This window comes from Flavobacterium ginsengiterrae, from assembly GCF_039539785.1.
GTDB lineage: Bacteria > Bacteroidota > Bacteroidia > Flavobacteriales > Flavobacteriaceae > Flavobacterium > Flavobacterium ginsengiterrae.
Genome location: NZ_BAABDU010000003.1, coordinates 1,275,686 through 1,301,005, shown reverse-complemented (window position 1 = coordinate 1,301,005; position 25,320 = coordinate 1,275,686). Strand labels below are relative to the sequence as shown.

The 25,320-nt window shown below is 33.5% G+C and carries 27 protein-coding genes and 1 riboswitch; of the genes, 15 read left to right on the top strand and 12 right to left on the bottom strand.

The features are described from left to right. Positions 1–22 precede the first annotated feature (22 nt). Both rpsB and tsf read left to right on the top strand, forming a co-directional pair. Positions 23–787 (top strand): 30S ribosomal protein S2, encoded by a 765-nt coding sequence (gene rpsB / locus ABD859_RS08525; protein WP_095927954.1) that lies wholly within the window; start codon positions 23–25, stop codon positions 785–787. A 135-nt stretch (positions 788–922) separates the two neighbouring features. Further along, on the top strand, positions 923–1,885 hold the full coding sequence (gene tsf, locus ABD859_RS08520) for a translation elongation factor Ts (protein WP_345142910.1): 963 nt from the start codon (positions 923–925) through the stop codon (positions 1,883–1,885). Positions 1,886–1,954: 69 nt separating this feature from the next. On the opposite strand, the gene ABD859_RS08515 is transcribed toward tsf, so the two are convergent. Then, entirely contained in the window at positions 1,955–4,015 is a 2,061-nt protein-coding gene (locus ABD859_RS08515) for a M3 family metallopeptidase (protein ID WP_345142907.1), read from the bottom strand. 169 nt (positions 4,016–4,184) lie between these two features. Between ABD859_RS08515 and ABD859_RS08510 the strand changes: the two genes are divergently transcribed. From ABD859_RS08510 to ABD859_RS08460, 11 genes are all read left to right on the top strand, one after another. Beyond that, positions 4,185–4,844 (top strand): queuosine precursor transporter, encoded by a 660-nt coding sequence (locus ABD859_RS08510; RefSeq protein ID WP_345142904.1) that lies wholly within the window; start codon positions 4,185–4,187, stop codon positions 4,842–4,844. Positions 4,845–5,021: 177 nt separating this feature from the next. Then, entirely contained in the window at positions 5,022–5,462 is a 441-nt protein-coding gene (locus ABD859_RS08505; RefSeq protein WP_345142901.1) for a lipocalin-like domain-containing protein, read from the top strand. 76 nt (positions 5,463–5,538) lie between these two features. Further along, the gene (locus tag ABD859_RS08500) at positions 5,539–6,099 is read left to right on the top strand and encodes a DNA-3-methyladenine glycosylase I (protein WP_345142898.1); all 561 of its coding nucleotides are present in this window, start codon (positions 5,539–5,541) and stop codon (positions 6,097–6,099) included. Positions 6,100–6,186: 87 nt separating this feature from the next. Then, a riboswitch (TPP riboswitch) is annotated at positions 6,187–6,283 on the top strand. A gap of 67 nt (positions 6,284–6,350) precedes the next feature. Then, positions 6,351–6,557, top strand: coding sequence for a sulfur carrier protein ThiS (gene thiS, locus ABD859_RS08495; RefSeq protein WP_345142895.1), 207 nt, complete (start codon positions 6,351–6,353; stop codon positions 6,555–6,557). 121 nt (positions 6,558–6,678) lie between these two features. Then, positions 6,679–8,499: a phosphomethylpyrimidine synthase ThiC gene (thiC, locus tag ABD859_RS08490; RefSeq protein WP_345142892.1), complete on the top strand. Its 1,821-nt coding sequence runs from the start codon at positions 6,679–6,681 to the stop codon at positions 8,497–8,499. A 74-nt stretch (positions 8,500–8,573) separates the two neighbouring features. Beyond that, the gene (locus tag ABD859_RS08485) at positions 8,574–9,185 is read left to right on the top strand and encodes a thiamine phosphate synthase (RefSeq protein ID WP_345142889.1); all 612 of its coding nucleotides are present in this window, start codon (positions 8,574–8,576) and stop codon (positions 9,183–9,185) included. Further along, a complete protein-coding gene (locus ABD859_RS08480) occupies positions 9,143–9,883 on the top strand; it encodes a hydroxymethylpyrimidine/phosphomethylpyrimidine kinase (RefSeq protein WP_345142886.1) in 741 nt (246 codons plus the stop codon). The genes ABD859_RS08485 and ABD859_RS08480 overlap by 43 nt, the downstream gene beginning before the upstream one ends. Continuing rightward, positions 9,876–10,514 carry a thiamine phosphate synthase gene (locus tag ABD859_RS08475; RefSeq protein ID WP_345142884.1) on the top strand — a complete coding sequence of 213 codons (639 nt, stop codon included), beginning with the start codon at positions 9,876–9,878 and terminating at the stop codon, positions 10,512–10,514. Before ABD859_RS08480 ends, ABD859_RS08475 begins: the two co-directional genes overlap by 8 nt. Beyond that, positions 10,495–11,271, top strand: a complete 777-nt coding sequence (locus ABD859_RS08470; RefSeq protein ID WP_345142881.1) for a thiazole synthase — start codon at positions 10,495–10,497, stop codon at positions 11,269–11,271. Before ABD859_RS08475 ends, ABD859_RS08470 begins: the two co-directional genes overlap by 20 nt. A gap of 94 nt (positions 11,272–11,365) precedes the next feature. Beyond that, complete coding sequence (gene thiH, locus ABD859_RS08465; protein WP_345142878.1) at positions 11,366–12,478, top strand: 2-iminoacetate synthase ThiH; 1,113 nt, start codon at positions 11,366–11,368, stop codon at positions 12,476–12,478. Positions 12,479–12,550: 72 nt separating this feature from the next. Beyond that, the gene (locus ABD859_RS08460) at positions 12,551–13,261 is read left to right on the top strand and encodes a HesA/MoeB/ThiF family protein (RefSeq protein WP_345142875.1); all 711 of its coding nucleotides are present in this window, start codon (positions 12,551–12,553) and stop codon (positions 13,259–13,261) included. Here ABD859_RS08460 and ABD859_RS08455 read toward each other — a convergent pair. The 4 genes from ABD859_RS08455 to ABD859_RS08440 all read right to left on the bottom strand — a co-directional run bounded on the left by ABD859_RS08455 (position 13,258) and on the right by ABD859_RS08440 (position 16,117). Then, on the bottom strand, positions 13,258–14,052 hold the full coding sequence (locus ABD859_RS08455; protein WP_345142872.1) for an MOSC domain-containing protein: 795 nt from the start codon (positions 14,050–14,052) through the stop codon (positions 13,258–13,260). The genes ABD859_RS08460 and ABD859_RS08455 overlap by 4 nt on opposite strands. 2 nt (positions 14,053–14,054) lie before the next feature. Continuing rightward, entirely contained in the window at positions 14,055–14,699 is a 645-nt protein-coding gene (gene aat / locus ABD859_RS08450) for a leucyl/phenylalanyl-tRNA--protein transferase (RefSeq protein WP_345142869.1), read from the bottom strand. A 139-nt stretch (positions 14,700–14,838) separates the two neighbouring features. Next, on the bottom strand, positions 14,839–15,210 hold the full coding sequence (locus ABD859_RS08445) for a DUF3127 domain-containing protein (protein WP_012023670.1): 372 nt from the start codon (positions 15,208–15,210) through the stop codon (positions 14,839–14,841). A gap of 31 nt (positions 15,211–15,241) precedes the next feature. After that, positions 15,242–16,117 carry a flavin reductase family protein gene (locus ABD859_RS08440; protein WP_345142865.1) on the bottom strand — a complete coding sequence of 292 codons (876 nt, stop codon included), beginning with the start codon at positions 16,115–16,117 and terminating at the stop codon, positions 15,242–15,244. A gap of 160 nt (positions 16,118–16,277) precedes the next feature. Between ABD859_RS08440 and ABD859_RS08435 the strand changes: the two genes are divergently transcribed. Next, the gene (locus ABD859_RS08435) at positions 16,278–17,432 is read left to right on the top strand and encodes a sensor histidine kinase (protein WP_345142863.1); all 1,155 of its coding nucleotides are present in this window, start codon (positions 16,278–16,280) and stop codon (positions 17,430–17,432) included. Between the two features lie 58 nt (positions 17,433–17,490). Here ABD859_RS08435 and ABD859_RS08430 read toward each other — a convergent pair whose 3' ends face one another. Both ABD859_RS08430 and greA read right to left on the bottom strand, forming a co-directional pair. Next, the gene (locus ABD859_RS08430; RefSeq protein ID WP_345142861.1) at positions 17,491–17,880 is read right to left on the bottom strand and encodes an HIT family protein; all 390 of its coding nucleotides are present in this window, start codon (positions 17,878–17,880) and stop codon (positions 17,491–17,493) included. A gap of 47 nt (positions 17,881–17,927) precedes the next feature. Next, the gene (gene greA, locus ABD859_RS08425) at positions 17,928–18,404 is read right to left on the bottom strand and encodes a transcription elongation factor GreA (protein ID WP_012023666.1); all 477 of its coding nucleotides are present in this window, start codon (positions 18,402–18,404) and stop codon (positions 17,928–17,930) included. Positions 18,405–18,559: 155 nt separating this feature from the next. Between greA and ABD859_RS08420 the strand changes: the two genes are divergently transcribed. Beyond that, entirely contained in the window at positions 18,560–18,973 is a 414-nt protein-coding gene (locus ABD859_RS08420; RefSeq protein ID WP_345142857.1) for a Rieske (2Fe-2S) protein, read from the top strand. 44 nt (positions 18,974–19,017) lie between these two features. Here the strand turns inward: ABD859_RS08420 and ABD859_RS08415 are convergent, their stop codons facing one another. The 5 genes from ABD859_RS08415 to ABD859_RS08395 form a co-directional block, all read right to left on the bottom strand. Continuing rightward, the gene (locus ABD859_RS08415; protein ID WP_345142854.1) at positions 19,018–21,180 is read right to left on the bottom strand and encodes a TonB-dependent receptor; all 2,163 of its coding nucleotides are present in this window, start codon (positions 21,178–21,180) and stop codon (positions 19,018–19,020) included. Between the two features lie 274 nt (positions 21,181–21,454). Then, a complete protein-coding gene (gene arfB / locus ABD859_RS08410) occupies positions 21,455–21,859 on the bottom strand; it encodes an alternative ribosome rescue aminoacyl-tRNA hydrolase ArfB (protein ID WP_345142851.1) in 405 nt (134 codons plus the stop codon). Next, entirely contained in the window at positions 21,859–23,973 is a 2,115-nt protein-coding gene (locus tag ABD859_RS08405) for a DUF4301 family protein (protein WP_345142848.1), read from the bottom strand. The genes arfB and ABD859_RS08405 overlap by 1 nt, the downstream gene beginning before the upstream one ends. Beyond that, the gene (pnuC, locus tag ABD859_RS08400; RefSeq protein ID WP_345142845.1) at positions 23,934–24,557 is read right to left on the bottom strand and encodes a nicotinamide riboside transporter PnuC; all 624 of its coding nucleotides are present in this window, start codon (positions 24,555–24,557) and stop codon (positions 23,934–23,936) included. Before pnuC ends, ABD859_RS08405 begins: the two co-directional genes overlap by 40 nt. A gap of 20 nt (positions 24,558–24,577) precedes the next feature. Beyond that, positions 24,578–25,306, bottom strand: coding sequence for a phosphoglycerol geranylgeranyltransferase (locus ABD859_RS08395; protein WP_345142842.1), 729 nt, complete (start codon positions 25,304–25,306; stop codon positions 24,578–24,580). Between the last annotated feature and the right edge of the window lie 14 nt (positions 25,307–25,320).

Below are 25,320 nucleotides of genomic sequence, written 5' to 3'. Positions count from 1 at the left end.
CAGAACGTAAACTAGTACAAAAATGGCAAACAAAATAGAAGTAAAAGAATTACTAGAAGCAGGTGTTCACTTCGGACACATGACTAGAAAATGGGATCCAAACATGGCTCCTTACATTTATATGGAGCGTAATGGTATTCACATTATCAATCTATATAAAACTGCAGCTAAAATTGAAGAAGCTAACGAAGCTTTGAAAAAAATCGCTGCATCAGGTAGAAAAATCTTATTCGTAGCTACCAAAAAACAAGCAAAAGACATCGTTGCTGATAAAGCAAAAGCTGCAAACATGCCTTACATCACTGAAAGATGGCCAGGTGGAATGCTAACTAACTTCGTAACTATCAGAAAGGCAGTTAAAAAAATGTCTTCTATCGATAAAATGAAGAAAGATGGTACTTTCAACACACTTTCTAAAAAAGAGCGTTTACAAGTTGATCGTCTACGTGCTAAATTAGAGAAAAACTTAGGTTCAATTGCTGATATGTCTAGACTACCTGCAGCATTGTTCGTAGTAGATATCAAAGCTGAACACATCGCAATAAAAGAAGCTCAAAAATTAAACATTCCAGTTTTCGCAATGGTTGATACGAATTCTGACCCAAGAGAGGTTGATTACGTGATTCCTGCAAATGATGACGCTTCTAAATCAATTGACAAAATTTTATCTTTAGTAACTACTGCTGTAATCGAAGGTCTATCTGACAGAGGTGCAGAAAAAGAAGTTGAAGCTGCTGAAGAAGCTCCTGCTGTTGAAGCTGAAGCTGCTCCTGCAACTGAAGAATAAATCAAATTTTAAATTCCAATTTTAAATTCCAAAATCCAATAGAATTAAAAACGTTATGTTGATAATTTAGTAAAATTGGAATTTGGGATTTAAAAATTGGAATTTTTATTTTTAACACTTAAAATTCAAAATATTATGTCAACAATTACTGCTGCAGACGTAAATAAATTAAGACAATCTACAGGTGCCGGAATGATGGACTGTAAAAAAGCTTTAGTTGAAGCTGAAGGAGATTTCGATAAAGCGATCCAAATCCTTAGAGAAAAAGGACAAAAAGTTGCTGCTAACCGTTCTGACCGTGAGTCTTCTGAAGGAGCTGCTGTTTCTTTTATCAATGCAGACAACACTAAAGGAGCTATCATTACTTTAAACTGCGAAACTGACTTCGTAGGTAAAAATGAAGCTTTCGTAACTTTAGCTAAAGATTTAGTTGAAAGAGCTATCAACTTCTCTTCTAAAGAAGATTTCTTAGCTTCTGATTTCAACGGAATTACTGTTGCTGAAAAATTAATTGAGCAAACTGGAGTTATTGGTGAGAAAATCGAAATCGGTGGTTTCGAAATTTTAGAAGGTGCTTTCGTTGGATCTTACGTTCACGTTAACAAAATTGCTGCTTTAACAGCTATTTCTGCTAAAGTTGACAACGCTGAGACTTTAACTAAAGATATCTCTATGCAAGTTGCTTCTATGGGAGCTGATACATTATCTTACAAAGATTTTGATCCTGCTTTCGTTGAATCTGAACTTGCTGCTCGTATTGCTGTAATCGAAAAAGATAACGAAGAAGCAAAACGTTTAGGAAAAACTTTAAAAAATGTTCCTAAATACATCTCTTTCTCTCAATTAACTCCTGAAGTTATCAAACAAGCAGAAGAAGATGCTAAAGCTGAATTAAAAGCTGAAGGTAAACCAGAGCAAATCTGGGACAAAATCCTTCCAGGAAAAGTACAACGTTTTATCTCTGACAACACTACGTTAGATCAAGAAAAAGCGTTACTTGACCAAAACTTCATCAAAGATGACAGTAAAAAAGTAAGTGATTATGTTAAAGGATTCAACGTTGAAATCACTGGTTTCAAAAGAGTTACTTTAGGTTAATATATTATTTTTTCAATATTAAAAAGCCCCGAATATTTAGTTATTCGGGGCTTTTTTATTTTTCAACATTTAGTTTTCTATCGGAAAATTTCTGGCTCGCATTAACGCATCAGATTGAGGAGCGTGTCCTCTAAAGTTCTCATACATGGTTTCATTATCAATTGTATTTCCAACGCTCAATACAGTCTCATAAAGACGTTTAGAAACCACTTTATCAAAAGGTCCGTCTGCTTCAAGAAAAGCTTCGTAAGCATCTGCATTAATTACATCTGCCCATAAATAACTGTAATATCCTGCCGCATAGCCGTCGCTTGAGAATATATGCGCAAACTGCGGAATCCTGTGTCGCATTACAATTTCAGAAGGCATATTAATTTCTGCTAAAACTTTTTTCTCAAAATCATGCGGATTAATAGTTTCTGTTGTTAAATGCAGTTTCATATCTACAAACGAACTCGAAATTGTTTCTACAGTTGCAAAACCTTCATTAAAACTAGCTGCCTTTTCTATTCTTTCCACTAATGACTGCGACAGAGGTTCATTTGTTTTATAATGAAGCGCAAACTTATTCAACACTTCAGGAGTTGCCAGCCAATGTTCTAATAATTGCGACGGAAACTCCACATAATCTCTCGCCACCGAAGTTCCCGAAAGAGTTGGATACGTTACATTAGAACATAAACCATGAAGTGCATGCCCAAATTCATGAAACAAAGTTGTGGCATCATCCCAGGAAATCAAAGTCGGCTCATTGCTGCTTCCTTTTATAAAATTGCAGTTATTTGATACTATCGGTAATATCTTTCCGTTTATTTTCTGCTGATCGCGATGCGAATTCATCCAGGCGCCAGAACGTTTTCCTATACGGGCATAAGGATCAAAATACCATAATCCAATTGGTTCCCCAGTATTTTTATTATTCACTTCCCAAACTCGTACATCTTCATGATAAACCGGAACATCAAATAATTGTTTAAAACCTAAATCAAATAATTCTCCAGCAGTCCAGAACATTGATTCACGTAAATTTTCTAACTGTAAATATTGTTTGATTTCGTTCTGATCTAAATCGTATTTTGCTTTACGTACTTTTTCGGCATAAAAACGATAATCCCAAGGCTGGATTTTAAAATCCCCTCCTTCTCCATCAACCATTTCCTGCATCGCCGCAACATCATTCTTCACTTTATCAACTGCAGGTTTCCAAACAGATTCCATTAAATCCAAAGTCTTCTGAGGATCTTTAGCCATTTTATCAGACAAACTCCATTCTGCGAAGTTATTAAAACCTAAAATTTTTGCTTTTTCAGCTCTTAATTTTAAAATCGATACGAGAGTTTCATTCGTATCATTTTCATTCTTATTATCACCTCTTTTTATAAAAATATCAAAAGCTTTTTCTCTCAGATTTCTTTGATTCGAGAAAGTTAGAAATGGTTCAATTGAAGACCTTGTATTTCCTATACAACCCAAAATATTCAGTTTTCTTTCTTTTGCTTCGGCAATAGCTGCATTTTTAAATTCTTCCGGCAATCCGTCAAAATCAGCTTCGGTTTTTAATTCTAAGTACTGATTGTTTTCTTCAGCTAATAATTTCTGGCTGAACAGAGTAAAAAGCCCTGCCAGTTCCTGATTAATTTTAGCAACTTTTGCTTTATCCTCTTTATTTAACTGCGCTCCTTCTTTTACAAAATCAGAATAATAAACCCAAAGCAGACGCTTTTGTTCGGCATTTAAATCTTTATTTTCCGATTTGTACAAAGCATCAATTCTTGCAAATAACGTTTCATTTTGATATAATTTATCGCTGATTTCAGCGAGTTTAGGAGACATTTCTGTGTCAACCAAATTAAATTCAGGGCTGCTTAAATTTGATCTGTAAATTCCATAAACTGCATGAATCCTGTTTAATTTTTCACCTGAAAGCTCTAAAGCCGTCATTGTGTTTTCAAATGTTGGAGATTCAATATTGCTGGCAATTGCTTCAATCTCATCCAATTTTTCCTGAATAGCAAATTCAATTGCCGGTTTAAAATCTGAAATATTATATTTTGTAAAATCTGGAACGCCTCCGTATGGACCTGTCCATTGCTGAAGCAAAGAATTTTCTAAATTTACTTGTTCTTTCATAATAAATAATTAATTAAACTGCATAAAATTTTCTAACCTAGAAATCACAGCAGAATCTCAAAATTAATTAATCAAACTCAAACTTCAAATGAGACAGATTATAAAGATTAATCCTTTTCTAAGATTTGAATAAATAACTTAAATTTGAGCATCATTTTTACTACATCTTATGTTTAAAACCCGAAAAGAAATTGTCTTCGTAATTTTAGCAGGAATATTTATAACCAATGCCGTTGTTGCGGAACTTATTGGAGGAAAACTAATTCAGATTGGTCCTTTTGTAATGAGCATAGGAATTCTGCCCTGGCCAATTGTTTTTCTAACCACAGATTTAATCAATGAATATTTTGGAGAAAAAGGCGTAAAAAAGCTTTCATTCATAACAGCCTGTTTAATTGCCTATGCTTTTTTAATACTCTTTATGGCTATTACAATTCCTGCAGCAAAAGGAATTAGTCCGGTAAACGACGAACAGTTTCAGGCCGTTTTTGGACAAAGTATGTGGATTATTATTGGAAGTTTAATTGCTTTTATGGCTTCCCAGCTTATTGATGTCTGGATATTTTGGTTTTTTAAAAACAAAACCGGAGAAAAGAAAATATGGCTGAGGGCAACAGGATCGACCGTAATTTCACAATTGTTTGACTCTTTCATTGTACTCGGAATTGCTTTTTGGCTTCCGGGAAAAATTGATTTCGACACTTTTATATCTTCTGGCTTAATTGGATACACTTTTAAATTAGCAATAGCAATTTTACTTACTCCCGCTATTTATCTGGGTCATCATCTAATCAAGAAATATTTAGAAAACGAAAAAGAAGAAAAGTAATATAAATTCAAAAAAAGCATCTAAGAAAGAGATTACGATTTTAAAAACAGGTATAAATACGGGTATTGAAATTCAACAAGTTATAATTAAATGTTAAAGGAACACCAAAAAACATATTTTTTATTTGACCGAAATTTTATTTTTGCCAAAAATATTTAACAAATAAAATCGACCAAAATGAAAAAATTAAGCATTCTTTTCGTATCAGTTTTAACTTTAGGATTAGCAGTAACATCTTGCAGCAGTGATGATGATAATAGTGGATCAATTGAAGGAAAATGGGCTCCAGTAAAAATGGGAACACTTATCAATGGACAAGAACTTTTAGTTGCTATTCCAAATGAAGGGAAATGTGATAGTGATATTACAGAATTCAAAACAGACGGAAAATTCACAGAACTTTCTTATGAATTCTACGATAATAAATGTAACTCTTCAACTGATAACGGAACTTGGACATTAAAAGACAAAACTTTATCAACAACTTACAGTGGAGATACTACTGCAGAGACATTTGAAGTTCTAGAATTAACTAAATCTACATTGAAATTAAAATATACTGAAAAAATTGATAATAGCAATAGTATGATTCTTATCACCCTTTTTGAAAGAAGATAATAATATTTCCCCTAAATCTTACAAAACCTCAAATCGTAATTGATTTGAGGTTTTTTTATACATTTGAAATAAAAAAATGGAACCAATAAGATGCGGCTGGTGTACTTCTAGCGATTTATATAAAAAATACCATGATGAAGAATGGGGCGTTCCCGTGTATGATGATCCCACATTATTCGAATTTTTGATATTAGAAACTTTTCAGGCTGGCTTAAGCTGGATTACCATTTTAAATAAAAGAGAAAATTTTAGAATTGCCTTTGATAAATTTGACTATAAAAAAATAGCGAATTATTCTGAAGACAAGATCGAAGAGTTAATGCAGAATACGGGAATTATCCGAAATAAATTAAAGATAAAAGCAGCCGTTTCAAACGCTCAGGCTTTTATGAAAGTTCAGGAAGAATTTGGAACTTTTTCCGATTACATATGGAAATATACTGATGGAAAACCTATTATAAACAATCTAAAAACTTCAAAAGAAGCTCCTGCGACAACACCGCTTTCAGACGAAATCAGTAAAGATTTAAAGAAAAGAGGTTTCAAATTTGTCGGTTCAACCGTGATTTATGCCCACATGCAGGCTACTGGAATGGTAAACGATCACACCGAAGACTGCTGGACAAGAACGACTTAAAAGCAGTTTCAGGTTTCATTTTTTCAGCTCCGTTGATGAACTTGAAACCTGAAACTTGAAATTTTAAAACAAAATTTATATATTTGCTTCACACTTTAGGGGTGTCTGCATTATGCAGGCTGAGATTTTACCCTCTGAACCTGATCTAGTTCATACTAGCGTAGGGAAAAGTAAGATGACTTCTATGCGCGCGCCTGCGTGTATTTTGCAGCCATTCCTATTGTGTATCTATACACTAAATTCAAAAAGGAATGGAACTAAAAATCAATCAACAAATTAAACAATTCAATGTTGAATCGCTCAGCGTTCAGGCATTGCTCGATCTCGAAATTCCGCACAAACAAAACGGAATCGCCGTTGCGATAAATAATACTGTCGTTCCAAAAACTAATTGGAACCAACACTTCGTATCCGAAACTGACGAAATTTTAATTATTTCTGCTACTCAAGGGGGATAAATATTTTCAAATTCCTCCCGATAGCTATCGGGGCCAAATTCCAATTTTTTATTCTGTGTGTAGACGCACTGCTGTGCGTCTCTACGGAAACCTGAAACTTCAAACTTGAAACAAAAAAATTATGAAAGAAGAACAAATATCCAGAACCCCTTTTCCGAATTCAGAAAAAATATATATTGATGGAGAAATTCATCCAATAAAAGTCGCAATGCGTCAAATAAAATTAAGCGATACAAAACTATCTAATGGCGGAATCGAGAAAAATCCTCCCGTAACCGTTTACGATACCTCTGGTGCTTATACCGATCCAAATATTGAAATTGATATTAGAAAAGGATTGCCACGCTTACGCGAAAGCTGGATTCTTGACCGAAATGATGTCGAAATTTTAGACGAAATCACCTCAGATTATGGTTTAAGCCGATTAAAAGACGAAAGCCTGAATCATCTTCGTTTTGAATATTTACATCAGCCAAAACGTGCTAAAAAAGGCGCCAACGTAACGCAATTATATTACGCCAAACAAGGCATTATAACTCCAGAAATGGAATATATCGCGATTCGTGAAAACCAACGTATTGAACTTTTAAACGAGCAAACTAAAGCAATGCAATGTCAGCACAGCGGACATAGTTTTGGTGCCAATACTCCAAAAAGCAAAATTACTCCAGAATTTGTTCGTTCTGAAGTGGCTTGCGGAAGAGCTATTATTCCAAACAATATCAACCATCCTGAAAGCGAACCAATGATTGTGGGTCGTAATTTCTTAGTGAAAATTAATGCCAATATCGGAAACAGCGCTGTGACTTCAAGTATTGAAGAAGAAGTCGAAAAAGCCGTTTGGGCTTGTCGTTGGGGAGCCGACACGATTATGGATCTTTCTACAGGGAAAAACATTCACGAAACCAGAGAATGGATTATTCGTAACTCCCCTGTTCCAATTGGAACTGTTCCTATTTATCAGGCTTTAGAAAAAGTAAAAGGAATTGCCGAAGATTTAACTTGGGAAATTTTCCGTGATACTTTGATCGAACAGGCAGAACAAGGAGTTTCTTATTTTACGATTCACGCTGGAGTTTTACTTCGTTACATTCATTTAACTGCCAATCGCGTTACCGGAATCGTTTCCCGAGGCGGATCAATTATGGCAAAATGGTGTTTATTTCATCATAAAGAAAACTTCCTATACACGCATTTTGAAGAAATCTGCGAAATCATGAAACAATACGACGTGGCTTTTTCTTTGGGAGATGGCTTACGTCCAGGTTCGATTGCTGATGCAAATGATGCTGCACAATTTGCTGAATTAGAAACTTTGGGCGAACTGACAAAAATCGCTTGGAAGCACGATGTTCAGGTATTTATCGAAGGGCCAGGACACGTTCCGATGCATATGATTAAAGAAAACATGGACAAACAATTAGAACATTGCCATGAAGCTCCATTTTATACTTTAGGACCATTAACGACTGATATTGCTCCGGGTTACGACCACATTACTTCTGCAATTGGCGCAGCAATGATTGGCTGGTACGGATGCGCGATGTTGTGTTATGTAACGCCAAAAGAACATTTAGGCTTACCAAATAAAAAAGACGTAAAAGACGGCGTGATTACGTATAAAATTTCGGCTCATGCTGCTGATTTAGCCAAAGGACATCCGGGAGCACAATATCGAGATAATGCATTGAGCAAAGCTCGTTTTGAATTCCGTTGGGAAGATCAGTTTAATTTGGCTCTCGATCCAGATACTGCAAGAGAATTTCACGATGAAACACTTCCTGCCGATGGTGCAAAAGTGGCGCATTTCTGCTCGATGTGCGGACCAAAATTCTGCTCTATGAAAATATCTCAGGAAATCAGAGATGTCGCTACCGCCGAAAAAGGAATGCAGGAGAAATCAGAGGAATTTATTGAGCAAGGGAAAGAAATTTATATATAGTGAAATGAGATTTGTAAAATGTGAAATGTTTTTGATTTTCACATTTTACATCTCACAAAAAGCTTTTTACAAATATGATTGTGATTACTAATCCTGCTTTTGTTCAAGATGAAATTCAAATTCTGCATTCTTTATTAGAAGAAGGATTGTCTTTGCTTCATGTTCGAAAACCTGATTTTTCTAAAATAGAAATGGCAAAATTTCTTCATCAGATAAAATTAGAATTTAGGGATAAATTGATTTTACACAGTCATCATGATCTAGCAGAAGATTTTGGAATCAATCGAATTCATTTTTCTGAAAAAGAAAGAAGAAATCAAAGTTCTCCTGCAAGGTTTCCAAAACCTTGTAGGTATAAAAACATATCAACATCAACACATTCAATAGAAGATTTTAATTCATTAGAAAATTTTGATTATGCTTTTTTAAGTCCCATTTTTAAAAGCATTTCTAAAGAAAATTATTATCCTGAAAAAGATCTTTTTGGAGAAATCAAATTAAGAAAAAATAGAAAAACAAAAATGATTGCTTTAGGCGGAATTGATTCAGAAAACATTCAGCAGGTTTTAGAAAACGGCTTTGATGATGTCGCGCTTTTAGGAAGTATTTGGAAAAATGAAAATCCATTAAAACAATTTAAATTATGTCAAAAGATCGCCCTTTCGTACTCACAATTGCCGGTTTAGATCCTTCAGGAGGTGCCGGAATTTTGGCTGATATCAAAACATTTGAACAGCACAAAATCACTGGTTTTGCTATTTCAACAGCGAATACCATTCAGACCGAAAATCAGTTTTATGAGATTCAGTGGACTGATTTAAGCTTTGTACTTCGATCAATTGAAACATTGTTTTTAAATTATAAAATCAGCGTCGTGAAAATTGGAATTGTTTCTTCTTTGTATGATTTAGACCGAATTATTTCTACTATAAAAGAGTTTTCTTCGACAACAAAAATCGTTTGGGATCCAGTTCTAAAATCAACTACTAAATTTGATTTTATGGATATTAAAAATCATTTAGACTTAACTAAAATACTTTCAAAAATCGATTTAATTACACCTAATTATCCTGAAATGAAAATTCTTTTTCCTGATTTTATTTTAACGGAGAATCAATTTCCAACGAATGTTCTTTTGAAAGGCGGGCATAATGAAAAAGCACTTGGAACAGATCGATTATTTTTAAAAAATGAAGTTTTAGAATTGCTTCCGTCAAATAAAAACTGCTCTGAAAAACACGGTTCAGGTTGTGTGCTTTCATCAGCTATTGCTTCCAATTTAGCATTTAATCAAATGATAAAAGAAGCCTGCCAAAATGCTAAAATCTATATCGAAAATTACCTCAGTTCAACTCCAACCTTAATCGGATATCATTATGTATAGCAAACTTCAATATATCTCGCAGGGCGATACTATCGAAAAACAATTGTACAACATTCACAATGCACTTGACAACGGATGTACTTGGGTGCAAATGCGATTTAAAAACCAATCTCAAAAAGATGCTTTTACTTTAGCAGAAGCGGTAAAACCTTTATGCGAAAAATATGCTGCCAATTTTATTGTGAACGACAATCTTAATCTTACCAAACAAATAGATGCCGACGGAGTTCATTTAGGTTTAACCGATACCAAAATCGACGAAGCAAGAGTATTTTTAGGGACTTCTAAGGTCATTGGCGGAACGGCCAATACTTTTGAAGATATTCAAAATCACGTTAAAAATGGCTGTGATTATATAGGCTTAGGCCCTTTCAGATTCACAGCTACAAAAGAAAAATTAAGTCCGATTTTAGGATTATCTGGTTATTTTGAGATTCTTCAAAAACTGAAAAAAAATAAAATTGATATTCCTGTTTATGCCATTGGCGGAATTACATTAAGAGATATAAATCCATTAATGGAAACTGGAATTCACGGAATTGCCGTTTCTGGAATCATTACCGAAAGTGATGAAAAAGAAAAACTGATTCAACAACTAAACGAAAAATTATATGCAAACATCATTGTTTAATATAGGAGACAAAGCTTTCAAATCCCGTTTGTTTCTGGGAACAGGAAAATTTGGTTTGAATGAAGAAATGGAGCAGGCTGTTTTAGCTTCAGAAAGCGAATTGGTTACGGTTGCTTTAAAACGAATTGATTTTGAAACTGATACTGATGCTATTTTATCTCATTTAAAACATCCAAATATCAATTTATTACCAAATACTTCTGGAGCAAGAAATGCTAAAGAAGCCGTTTTTGCGGCTCAACTTGCTCGCGAAGCATTAGAAACCAATTGGGTAAAACTGGAAATTCATCCAGATCCAAAATATTTAATGCCTGATCCAATTGAAACTTTGAAAGCCACAGAAGAACTGGCTAAACTTGGATTTATAGTGTTGCCGTACATTCACGCTGATCCTGTTTTGTGCAAGCATTTGGAAAGCGCCGGAACTTCGGCTGTAATGCCTTTGGGTTCGCCAATTGGGAGTAATAAAGGTTTAAAAACTATAGATTTCCTTGAAATTATAATCGAGCAAAGCAATGTACCGGTTATTATTGATGCAGGAATTGGAGCTCCTTCTGATGCCGCAAAGGCAATGGAAATTGGCGCTGATGCAGTTTTGGTTAATACTGCAATTGCGGTTGCTGGAAATCCAAAATTAATGGCTGAGGCTTTTAAGGAAGCGGTTATGGCCGGGAGAAAGGCTTTTGAAGCTAAAGTTGCAAATCAGCAGAACTATGCCTCGGCTTCTAGTCCTTTGACTTCATTTTTGTATGACTAAAAATATTTAACCGCAAAGATCGCAAAGATAAGCGCTAAGAACGCAAAGCTTTGCGAACTTTGCGTAAATCTCCGCGTCTTTGCGGTTAAGAACGATGAAAACATTCAAATCTATTTTTGAGCAATATAATTGGGATGAAATCCAATCCAGAATATACAAAACAACTTCAAAAGAAGTCGAACGAACTTTGGCTAAAACCAAACGAAATCTCGATGATTTTTTGATTTTGATATCTCCTATTGCTCAAAATTATTTAGAACAAATGGCACAGCAATGTCATGAAATCACAAAAAAACGTTTTGGGAAAACGATTCAAATGTATGCACCACTTTATTTGAGCAACGAATGCCAAAATATATGCACGTATTGCGGATTTAGTTTAGACAATAAAATCAAAAGAAAAACCCTTTCTGACGCCGAAATAAAACTCGAAGTTGAAGCATTAAAAGAAACAGGATTTGACCATGTTTTATTGGTTACAGGCGAAGCGAATTATACTGTAAATATTAATTATTTCCTGAATGCGATTAATTTAATCAAAGAGAATTTCTCTATTATTTCTGTTGAAGTTCAGCCGCTTTCTACAGAAGATTACGAACGTTTGCATGAAGTGGGAGTATATTCGGTTTTGGTTTATCAGGAAACGTATCATCAGGATGTTTACAAAAAGTACCATACCAAAGGCAAAAAATCAAATTTTGATTACAGGCTAGAAACTCCCGATAGAATAGGTTCTGCCGGAATTCACAAAATTGGTCTTGGAGTTTTATTAGGGTTGGAAGACTGGCGAACTGACAGTTTCTTCAATGCCTTGCATTTGGATTATCTGCAAAAAAAATATTGGCAGACGAAGTATTCAGTTTCTTTTCCGCGTCTTCGCCCAGCCGAAGGAATCATTGAACCGAATTTTATTATGGATGATAAAGATTTGACACAATTAATTTGTGCTTATCGATTATGGAATGAAGATTTGGAAATTTCGATTTCAACAAGAGAAAATGAAAAATTTAGAAACAATATTATTCCAATTGGTGTTACGAGTATGAGCGCGGGTTCTAAAACCAATCCAGGCGGTTATGTTGTTGATCCGCAATCTTTGGAACAATTCGAAATCAGCGATGAACGTTCTGCTGAGGAAATTTCAAAAATTATAAAAAATAAAGGTTATGAACCCGTTTGGAAAGATTGGAGTAAAAGCTACTTTTAAAAAATTCCAACCTTTTTAAATTCCAAATTCCAATCAATCTAAAATCTAAAATCAGAAATCTAAAATTAAAACATGAGTATCATACAAGAATTCCTTCGTTACAACAGACAAACCATTCTTCCTGAAATTGGCGATGAAGGTCAGGAAAAATTAAAAAAAGCACGGGTTTTAGTCATTGGCGCCGGCGGTTTAGGCTGTCCAATTTTACAATATCTTTCGACAGCCGGAGTTGGTTTTATTGGGATTATGGATTTTGATATAATTGAAATTCATAATCTTCATCGACAGATTTTATATACCGAAAATGAAATTGGAAAACCTAAGGCGATTGTTGCCAAAGAAGTCGTTTATAAATTAAATCCGTTGATTGAAGTTGAAGCTATTGAAGAGAAATTAACTGCTGAAAATGCTTCAAAAATTATAAATCAGTTTGATATTATTGTAGATGGTTCTGATAATTTTTCGACTCGTTATTTAGTCAATGATACATGTGTAAAACTTAAAAAACCTTTAGTTTACGGAAGTATTTTAAAGTTTGAAGGGCAAATTGCAGTTTTTAATCATAATGGCAGTAAAAATCTACGTGATTTATTTCCTGAAATGCCCGATCCAAAAGATGTTCCGAATTGTAATTTGAACGGCGTTTTGGGAACTCTGCCAGGAATTATCGGAAATATGATGGCGCACGAAACCTTAAAATTGATTCTCGAACTGCCTTCATTAAAAAATGAAATAATAATTTTTAATACATTAAACTGGAATTTTACGAAGCTGAATTTCTAAAAAACAACCTCATCACCTACTTTTATAATTCCGGAATTCAGACTAACAATATCAGTACCAAACAAAACAGAATTATTAACGTTTCTGTATTTACTTAAAGTTTTAAGAGGTTCTTTTTTTACAATTCCTTTCTGCGGATCATTGTTTACCATAATACATCTGCCACAGGGTTTTATATTTTTAAACTGAACTTCTCCAATTTTAAAAGTCTTAAAATCATCTTCTTCATGAGCCCTTTTTGTACTCACAACAATATTGGGACGAAATCTTTTAACAGTGATTTTTTCTTCTAATTTTTCATTCAAAAAGTCAAGGCTTTCGGTTCCAATTAATAAATATGGGTAACCATCAGCTAAACTCACATTGTAAGTTTCCTGCGTTCTTGAACTTTCGTGTTTTCTAGCACCAATTTTATTGATTTTAACCAATCTACATTCAAAACCTAATTTATCACTAAACCATTTTGAGGTGTTTTGGTTTACTTCTACAACTTCACTTTTATCTTCCCAAACCTTAGTTTCTATGGGGTTTTCTAAATATTCGTTAATAGAAAATTCATGTGTTTCTCCTTCAAAAGTAATTTGTATTTTATCTCCTAAGATCTGAGGATAAAACTGACTCATTATTGGATATTCTCTTTGCGTAACATGAATATTTTCAGAGTTAATCAGCATCCATCTTCGGTCGTTTTCAAAGCCCATTTCTTCTGCATTGGCACTTTCTAAACTAATGCCTGCTAAACTTTTTATTGGATAGATATAAATTTCTTTTACGATATAAATTGCACTCATTTCTATTTACTTTTTAAAATAGTCATAAATTCTTCACGATCAATTTCGCGACAGCCCAAACTTTCCAAATGCGGATTATAAACCTGACAATCAAGTAATTTGTAATTTTCTTTTTTCAAATATAAAGCTAAAGCTATAAAAGCAGTTTTTGAAGCATTTGAAACTTTAGAAAACATACTTTCTCCGCAAAAGACATTTCCTTTTCCCAAATCAATTCCGTACAAACCTCCAACTAAAACATCATCCTGCCAAACCTCAACAGATTTAGCAATTCCTTCTTCATTCAATTTACAGTAGGCATCAATCATTTCATCGGAAATCCATGTTCCGTTTTGACCTTCTCGTTTGATTTTCTGACAATTAGAAATTACTTCTCTGAAATTTTTGTTATAAGTTACCTTAAACATTTTCTTATTCAGAATCTTTCGCATGCTTTTAGAAATGACGAGTTCATCAAAAAACAATACCATTCTAGGATCTGGTGCCCACCAAAGAATTGGCTCTCCTTCATTAAACCAAGGAAATATACCGCTTTTGTAAGCCAATTGCAGACGTTCTGGACTTAGATCGCCTCCAATTGCCAAAATACCTTCTTCGTCGGCTTCGGTAACTGGCGGAAAAAATAAATCGTTGAATAAGTAATACATAAGTTTAAATTCCAATTTTTAAATTCCAAATTCCAATCTTTAGAAAAACTTTATTAAAGTTATATTGAATACAAAAATTCCAAATTCCAAAGCTTTACTGTTTGGAATTTGGAATTTATAAATTGAGATTTGAATTTTCTTAGAACGGTAAATCGTCTGGTTCGTCTTCGTTTAAGTTTGTTGCTGGAGCGAAAGCTTCTGCTGCAGGAACTGAAGGCGTTTGTGCTGGTCCTTCTGGTGCCATTCTTTCGATTCTCCAACCTTGAATACTATTGAAATATCTGGTTTCTCCTTGTGGATTAACCCATTCTCTTCCTCTTAAATTGATAGAAACTTTTACTGCCTCTCCTTGTTTATAGCTGCTTAATAAATCGCATTTATCTTGTGTAAATTCGATTAAAATGTGCTGTGGATACTGCTCATCTGTAGTAACTACTAATTCTCTTTTTTTGAATGAAGCACTAACTTGCTGCTCAGGATTAACCACTTTTACTTTTCCTATAACTTCCATCTTCGTCTATAATTAATTATTATTTCTATTCTTATTTTTTAGCTAAAAGCACTTTCCAGGCAGACTCGACATCATGATTATCGAGATATTTTTTGGCTTCTAAATGAACTTTTTCCTGATCATCTGAGCTTAAAACTCCTTTTACTGAAAAATTTTCTTTCACAAATATACTAACTTCTTCTTTTGTAGGCAAGGTTTCGACATTGCCTAATTTTCCGAGGTCATTGCCGTCAAACACAGGACTTTCTCTAATAAAATTTGGTATTGCATCTACTCCAACTCCCAAAGTTGTTAATGGTTTTGCGACTTCAAAAAGGCCTTGATTGGATCTCGAATACCAATTTCCGCCAAGTCTTGAAACCAAATCTATTTTATGCTGATCGATTGAACCGTTTTCGTCTAAAATTGATTCATGAATGTGAATTTTTACTACTTCACACAAAATCAGATTTCCGGCACCTCCTTCTGTTCCTAACGGAATAATCTGTGTAATCTTGCATTCAAATTGTACCGGTGATTCTTTTACTCTATATGGTTTTACAAAATCTGAAGGAATCTGCGTTAAACCAGCTTTGATAAATTCATTTACACCATCTGCATATTCTGTACTTGCCAGCGATGTCTGCTGTACGATATCATAATTAACAACATTTATTACTACTTCTTTTGTAGCTTCGGCATTAATTAAAGTATGTTTTACGGTATTATCCCGAACACGTCTTGAAGGCGAAAAAACCAGAATTGGCGGATTAGCACTAAACACATTAAAAAAACTAAAAGGTGATAAGTTAGGAATTCCTTTCTCGCTTATTGTACTTGCAAAAGCAATTGGCCTTGGGCCTACAGCACTTTGAAGATAGCCTTGTAATTTTGCTGTTGGTATCTCTTTTGGATCGATGCTAATCATAATTTTTCTGTTTAACCAAACCTCATTTTGGTCATACAAAAGTATAGAAAACCTTCAATTCGAAGAAATAGTTTTAAAAGATAAAATCAAAAATCTTTTAAGGCCCTGCAAAATATAAAATGTGTTTATTTCGTTATATTTATACCTCAAAATTTAGTTTATGCGCTTTTCTGAAAGTAGAAATACAACTCGTTGGGTAATAATTTTCATATCCTTTTTAATCATCTCACTGATTCTCTGGAACACTTATACCTTTTTTCAAATTTTCAAGAACGAGGAACGTTTAAAAATGAAGCTTTTTGTGAATGCACAAATTACAATTGTAAATGCTGACGAAAATACCGATGTAGCGCTTCCTCTTCAAATTATTAACAACAACACCTCAATTCCGGGCATTGTTATACTGTTTGATAAGGTTGTGAGTGCCACAAATGTTCCGGAAGAAATTCTTAGCAACAAGAAAAAAAGAAACAATTACCTCAAAAAATTAAGAAACGAAAATGAACCTATAACTTTTGAATATGCTCCCGGAAAATATCAAACTTTATATTACGGGAATTCGGCTTTACTTAACAAACTTAAATATTATCCGGTAGCGTTACTGCTCATTATTTTCTTGTGTGTGGCTTTGATTTACAATTTTTACAAAAGCACAAAAATAGCGACACAAAATAAACTGCTGGCCGGAATGGCAAAAGAAACAGCGCATCAAATTGGAACACCTTTATCGTCTTTAATTGGCTGGGTTGAGATTTTAAAAACCGAATCTATTGATCAATCTATAACAACCGAAATTGAAAAAGATGTTGAGCGTTTACAGACGATTACAGATCGTTTTTCTAAAATTGGTTCTGTTCCGGTTTTAGAACCGCATGATGTTGTGGCAGAAACTTTAAATACTTACGAATATTTACAATCGCGTTTTTCTAAACAGGTCACTTTTTCTTATCAGGTTCCTGAAAAGCCAATTTTTGCTTTGATTAATCCAACACTTCACAGCTGGACTGTAGAAAATCTAGTAAAAAATGCTATTGACGCCATGAAAGGAAAGGGAACTTTAGACCTGCATATCGAGAAAGATGCTCATCATATAAAAATTAATGTGAAGGATTCCGGAAGCGGAATTGCTAAAAACCAATTCAAAACCATTTTTGAACCTGGTTTTACAACTAAAAAACGCGGCTGGGGATTAGGACTTTCTTTAACCAAAAGAATTGTAGAGGAATATCATAACGGAAAAATTAAGGTTTTGCATTCTGAAATAGGAAAAGGAACTACTTTTCAAATTTTATATGAAACCACGAATCCCGTTTAAAATCTGGAATAAAAAAAGCACCAACTTTGTTGGTGCTTTTTTTATGTTATGCTAAATCTTAAAGATTAGATTGAATATCTTTTGCTAAAGCTTCAAATTCTTCTTTTGAAAGTGATACTTTATTTTGAAAACGCATTTCATCCATATGGTTTAACGGAATCAGGTGTACGTGGGCATGAGGAACTTCTAAACCAACAACTGCAATTCCAACTCTTTTGCAGGGAACTGTTTTTTCTAAAGCTGCTGCAATTTTCTTAGAGAATTTCATTAAACCTAAGTACAACTCATCATCCATATCAAAAATCTTATCGATTTCTTGTTTAGGAATACAAAGCGTATGTCCTTTTGCATTTGGATTTACATCTAAAAAAGCTAAAAAATTATCATCTTCAGCAATTTTGTAAGCTGGAATCTCTCCGTTTACTATTTTAGTGAATATTGAACTCATTATTATTCTTTTATTTTTTAATCGTTTTACCGATTATAATATCAAATTTACTCTCTTGTAATTTCAAGAATTTCGAATTTCAAAGTACCGTTTGGCACTGTAATTTCGGCAATTTCACCAACAGATTTCCCTAACAAGCCTTTTCCAATAGGTGATGTTACAGAAATTTTTCCAGTTTTTAAGTCTGCTTCACTTTCTGCAACAAGTGTATATTTCATTTCCATTCCGTTGCTTTGGTTTTTAATTTTTACATTAGAAAGCACCAAAACTTTCGAAACATCTAATTGAGATTCGTCGATTAATCTAGCATTTGCATATACTTCTTCAAGTTTTGCAATTCTCATTTCTAATAAACCCTGTGCCTCTTTTGCAGCATCATATTCAGCATTTTCAGATAAATCTCCTTTGTCTCTTGCGTCTGCTATATCTTGAGATGCCTTAGGACGCATTACACTTTTTAAATGCTCTAATTCATCTTTTAATTTTTTTAAACCGTCTGCGGTGTAATAAGATACTTTACTCATAACTTCATCGTTTATATAAATAGAAAAAATCCCATCGGGACGGGATTTTGTATTACAAATATACTATTATTTTTAATAGTACATAATTATATGTTAATCATATAAAATTCAAATCTAAATAAATTATTTTTGTTTCACTAATTCTTATTAAAATAATGAAAAAAATCTGGCTCTTAATTCTTTTCGTTTCTGTACTTTTCTCATGCAGTGACAGCGAACGCAGTAATAAAAATCCGTTTATACCTAGTTATTCTGTTAATCTATCTGTAGATACGAATCTGCCTGCATATTCAAATCTTAAATATGTGAGTAATGCAGTAATTGTGCCTAATTATGGTGCAAAAGGAATTATCATTTTTAATGCGGGAAGCGGATATAATGCTTTTGACGCAGCATGTCCTAATCAGGAAATAAGTTCATGTGGTGCAATGACAATTGATGGCATCAATGCTGTTTGTTCATGCGATAAAACTTCTTACAGTTTATTTACGGGACTTGGTTCAAAAGAGTATCCTTTAAAACAATACAAAGTTCAGGTAAACGGAACAGTGATTCACGTTTATAACTAAAATAAAAAAAGCCTGAAAGTTTAAATTTTCAGGCTTTTTTATTTTTAGAATTTTAATGTTAATCCGGCTAAGAAATTAATTCCCGCCTGTGGATAATAGTAAGGATAAATATCCCACATTGCTCCATTTGAAACATATTTTTTATCTAAAATATTATTTACCAAACCAGTTATTGTAATAGATTTAAATACTGATTTTGGTTTTATTTCATAAGAAATATTCAAATCGTTTACGAAATAATCTGCCAGTTTCGCTTCTGGAAGTTCAATATTGTTCATGTATTGCTCTCCAACATACTTTTGCAATAACGAGATGTATAAGTTCTCAATAGGTTTATATACAATGATGTTTCCGGCAATAACTTCTGGCGAGTACGCAATTTTTGTTGTTCCGTAATATTGTCCTTCAACAGCCAGATCAACATTTTTATTACTGCTTAAAGTGAAATTTGGTCTAATAATGAATTTTTCTGAAAGCGAGATTGTTGCATCAAATTCAAATCCTAAACGGTAACTTTTTTCGGTATTAGCACGAATTGGCGCTCCAACATCATCTAATCTTCCCGTTAAAATTAACTGATCTTTATAACCCATATAATAGAAATTAGAATTCAACTGAACTTTCTCTGAATTAAATCTCCATCCTAATTCAAAATCATTAAGTTTTTCAGGTTTTACATTTCCACCTTCATAATCTGTTCTGTTTGGTTCACGATTTGCACGAGCGTATGAGAAGTACAATGTGTTTTTTTGATTAATTTCGAAATTTAGACCTGCTTTTGGATTAAAGAAATTGAACGTATCATCAACTATACCTGTTTCAGCACTATTGGCCTGGTAACGAACTCTACGGTATTGTAGATCGCCATAAAAGCTTAATTTTTCAGTAAGCTGATAATTTGCTTTTGCAAAAACATTTCCATCAGTTTTTGTTGAGTAATCATCATAATAGTGATCTCCTAATTCTGACTGCGAAGCATATCTGGCCCAGATTACTTTTCCAAAGTGATCACCTTCATATTTATTCCAGCCTCCGCCAAGAATAACATCCAGTTTTTCTTCTTTGTATTTTACAGAGAAAGTAGTTCCGTAAAAATCATTATCTAACCATTTCTGGCGAACTAAATCTGTTGTTGTAATGGCTCCAACAGGTTGTAAACCGTAGTCTGCCATATCTGCATCTTCTTTATAATTATCATAATATCCCTGCCCTTTCGTATAATGCAAAGCAAAATTAGTACTCCACTTATCAGAAAAAGATTCACTCCAATGCAATTGATAATGATTTTGTTTGTAATTATCAGTTTCATTGTCATAAAATCGGGTATTACCAAATTCATCTGTATACATTCCTGCAGAATTGAAAGTTCTGTTTTTATTTAAAGTTTCAGCATCAATTCCATTCCATGATTGGTATGTTTTTTCAGTTCCTCCAAAAACCAATGCTTTAATTAAAGTAGTTTTTCCAACATAAGTTCCTTGTAAGAAATACGATTTTAAATCAGAACTGGCACGATCTACATATCCGTCAGATTTAACGGTAGACAAACGTCCTGCAAGTTCAAAATGATCATTTAATAAACCTGTACTGAATTTTACAGTATTTTTATTGGAATTAAAACTTCCAAATGAGCTTGAAATTTCTCCGGTTGGCTTAGAAGCATAACTATCTGTAAGCATGTTTAAACTCGCTCCAAAAGCAGAAGAACCATTTGTAGATGTTCCTACTCCTCGCTGCAACTGAAGACTTTCTACAGAAGAAGCAAAATCAGGCATATTTACCCAAAAGGTTCCCTGACTTTCAGCATCATTGTAGGGAATTCCGTTGATGGTAACATTTACACGAGTTGCATCGCTGCCACGAACTCTGATCCCGGTATAACCTATTCCTCCTCCTGCATCAGAAGTTGTTACAACAGAGGGCAGATAATTCATTAAAACCGGAATATCCTGTCCCAGATTTCTATATTTAATTTCTTTTTTATCCATATTACTAAACGTAACCGGCGTTTTTGAAGTAACGCGAACAGCAGAAACTAATACATCGTCAAGCTGATTAACTTTAGTTGAATCTTTTTCCTGCGCAAATGAAGAAAGAGAAAAGAGAATAGAAAATAGAGTAAAGAGAATAGATTTAGTTCTATCAGGTTTTTGAACCTCAAAATCTTTACAGCGTAGTACCTTGGTACCTTTAAAAAAAGTTTTCATCCGTAAATAAATACGAATAAAAGGGGGAATTATTCTTTTGTTAAATTAATAAATGTGTTTCACGACAAAACAAAGTGTGCACGCTCGATAGTGTCGTTTTTTCCCTTAGCAACATTACTCGCTCAGGTTCTTTGGGTATGATCTCAGCTCGTTATTTAGAGCACCCCTTTGAGACAGTGCAAATATAATGTTAAAAATATTTAAAAGCACAAAAAACAAATTCCAAATTCCAAGTATTTGAGTTTTGGAATTTGGAATTTGAAATAATTGGGATTTAATCTAGATTTGGTTTTCTTCTTGATTGTTTCAAATCAGATATATTCTTTTTATCCTTAATTCTTTTTTTAATTACTGCCTTTGGCACTTTTGTCGCTTTTCTGATCTTAGGAACATGCAGGCCTTTTTTAATAATATCAAAAAAACGCTTTGTAACGATTTCTTTATTTTTAAGCTGACTTCGGTCTTCATCACAGTTTAAAATCAAAATATTTTCTGAAGTTAATCTTGCCGATAAATTTTCTTTTAGCAAAAGTTTTTCATCATCAGACAAAGCTTGCGAGGCTTCTAAATCAAAAGTCAAAACAACTTTAGACGAAACCTTGTTCACATTCTGTCCGCCAGCGCCACTGCTTCTTACGGCTTTAAAATTTAATTCTGATATGATTTTATCGTTATCCATTATTGTGGCTGATGCGCCGGTTTTAATAAATCGTTTACCGTTTTTACAGGATTAAAAGTAATTAATGGCACAGCCACAAAAACTGTTAACCAATTTGCCATAGATCCATTCCATAGACCTGGTAATTCGTAACTTTTTACAGCTTTTCCTTCAACACTTTTCTCAACAATAAAACCAGATTTTTGATCTACGAATTGTTTAAGGTTGAATTTTTGACCTTTATAATTTTTTATCCCGCAGACTAAATCTACCGGATTAAAGTGTGTTGCTTCGGCTAAAATTTCGAGTTGTTTCTTGTTAGTTAAATCGACCTGAGAAGTTTCGACAATTTGTAAAGATACTTCTCCTTTGTCATTCATTACCCAAAATGGTCCGCCGCCAGGTTCACCTTCATTTTTAACCATTCCACATACACGAATTGGTCTATCAAGAAGTTCTTTTATTTTCTCAATTTGATTTTCCAATGTGAATTTATTAAAGTCACTTGATAAATCAGTATTTAACCTTACTTTTAAAAAGCTTGTAATTTCTGCAATTCCTTCTTTATGAATTTCCTTTTTTTCTATCGCTTTTAAATAGCCAAAAACTTTTTGCTGAATAGTAATTAATATTCCTGCCAAAGCTTTCTTATATAATGTAATTTCGTTTATATGATTTTGAATTACATTATCGATATTCTTGACAAAAATAATATCGGCGTCAAGTTGATTTAAATTATCAATCAAAGCTCCGTGTCCGCCAGGTCTAAAAACTAATTTGTTATTTTTATCCCGAACTAATTTGTTATTTACGTCAACAGTTACAGAATCTGTTTTTTTACTTTGATATGAATAACCAACATTTATTTCAATAGCAGATTCATTTTCAATTTTCTGTTTGAGTAATAAAATAGATTCTTCAAACAAATTTTGATGTGCTTCAGAAACAGTAAAATGCAAATTAGAAACTTTCTCAGAAGTTGCATAATGCACGCATTCATTTAAATGTTCTTCTATAGGAATCGCAATATGAGTGTTATATTCGTGGAAGGGCAAAACTGCCTTTGGTTTATTTGCAAAATCAAAATAATCTGAAGACAATAATATTTTTATAAAATAATAATTTTTATAGTCTCTGCTCAAAGATTCAAAATTAGGATAAATTTCTCTCAGCTTTTGATCTACTGATTTAAAGAATGGAAACTTCTCCATTGCCACAATAAAAATTGGAAGTTCACTATCTTTCTTTCTATTGATATAAGCATTGATAGTTTCGTTGTTGATATCAAAATCATTTAGAAAAGCAGTCAGAAACTTAAACATTCGGCTTGCTGCACCAGATGCGGGAACAAATTTTTTAAGTTTAAATTTTGATTTCTCAGCATCGTAAAAAAGAGCTTTTTCCTGAAATTCATTTTCAGAAAGACTTAAAATTCCATTATGTGTTGTAGCTGGACTTACCAGATTACTTTTTGGAATTCCGTTTTTAAAAATATCCAATTGTTTAAAAACATTTTCAAAATCAGTTCCATTATTATAAATCTCAACAAAATCCTGCGATGATAGTCCTCTTTCTTTTGCCAATGTCAAATTATTAATAATGGCAACAGCTATTGCTAAACGAGTTTCTTTATCGCCGGATAAGGGTATAAAAGGTTTTTTGTTATCTATTAAAGTTTGTTTAAATACAGAAAAAACGGTTTCTCTACCTTCTGCTTTATCTCTAATATCATCTTTTTCCCAAGGAACATCAATATCAGTAAGGAAAAATAAATCATAATCGTGTTTTAATGCTGCTTCATTTAAAAGCGGATCGCAAAAACCATAATACACTTCAGAGAAAACTTTTGTTACCATCAAATTAGTGTCGCAAAACAGATACTTTTTGGCTTCGGCAATCTTTTCATTCTCTAATGCCATTTGTCCGTAAGCAATAGGCATCATATCATCAGCCGTACATATATGCTGATTTTCTTCCCATTTTTCTTGTAAATAGTCGCGTGCAAATTCAGGAACCCATTCGGTTTCGTAATACTCTGCAAGCTGTTTTGCTAAAGTTGTTTTACCTGTACTTTCAGGTCCGAACAAAGCAATTTTTATGATAGTTGTTTTTTGCTGTCTAAGATCTTTCTCCATTCTAAATAAGCTGAAATAGCCAAAATTGTAAAAATTATATATTGAAGTGACAGCATCCCTAAGCCCCGATAAGCATAAAGAGGCACAACAATAATATCACCTATAATCCAAAGTGTCCAGTTTTCTATTTTTTTTCTGGCCATATACCACATTCCGGCAAAAAATATTCCAGATGAAATCATATCAACGTAATTGTCGGGATGAATTTCGTAATCAAAATATTTATAAATGCCGAAAACTACAAAAATGGTCACAATAAACAGTAAGATTCCGATTATTTTTTCATTAAAATTTGTACGGGTAATCGGCAGATTATCTTCAACAGTTCCTCCTTTTGCCCAAACATACCAGCCGTAAATACTCATTATAGAAAAATACGCATTAATAATCATATCTCCAATATAACCAGCCACATAGAGTAAATAAACCGATATTGCCGTTGCAATTAATCCTGTTGGATACACCCAGATATTTTCTTTTTTAGCAAACCAAACACTCAAAATACCACAGACAAATGTTATAAACTCTAAGGCAATATGCCATAGCGGAGCATTTTTGTAACTATCTAAAAAGAAATCTATCATTAAACTGGGTATTTAGGCGTTTATTGTTCAAAAAAACGACTGTTGTTTTCAAAAGCAGTTCCTATAACAACAAGATCTGCGCCAGCCTTATATGCTTTTTGAATTCCGTGCAAATCTACGATTCCTCCTCCAACAATAACAGGAATTTCAACATTTTGAGAAATCAGTTCGATCATTTCTGTTGGCACGGGCTGTTTTGCACCGCTTCCAGCTTCTAAATAAATCAATTGATTACCTAACATTTCTCCTGCCTGTGCGGTTGCCAGAACCAAATCAAGGTTTTCACGACTCAAAGGTTTCGTTTTGCTAACGCGTGCAACAGCAGTTTCGTTACCACTTTCGATTAAAATATATCCTGTCGAAATGACTTCCAAATTTGTTTTTTTCAAAATTGGCGCTGCCTGAACCTGATATTCGATTAAATAATCCGGGTTTCGTCCGGATAATAACGATAAAAACAAAATACCATCGGCCTGAGGAGAAATCTGCGAAGGATCTCCTGGAAACAGTATAACCGGCAAATTGGTTTTCTTTTTTAGTTCTGAAATCAATTCACCTAAAATATTATTCTGCACAATACTTCCGCCAACAAAAATATGGGTTGCCGGCGACTGATTAATTTGATCAATTAAATGATTTAAATTTTCCAGTATAATTTTATCCGGATCTAAAAGTACCGCCAATAATTTCTGACCATTACTTTTAGCCTCTAAAATTTGTTGTCTAATAGTGAGTATTTGTCCTTGCATTGCGGGTGTAAAAG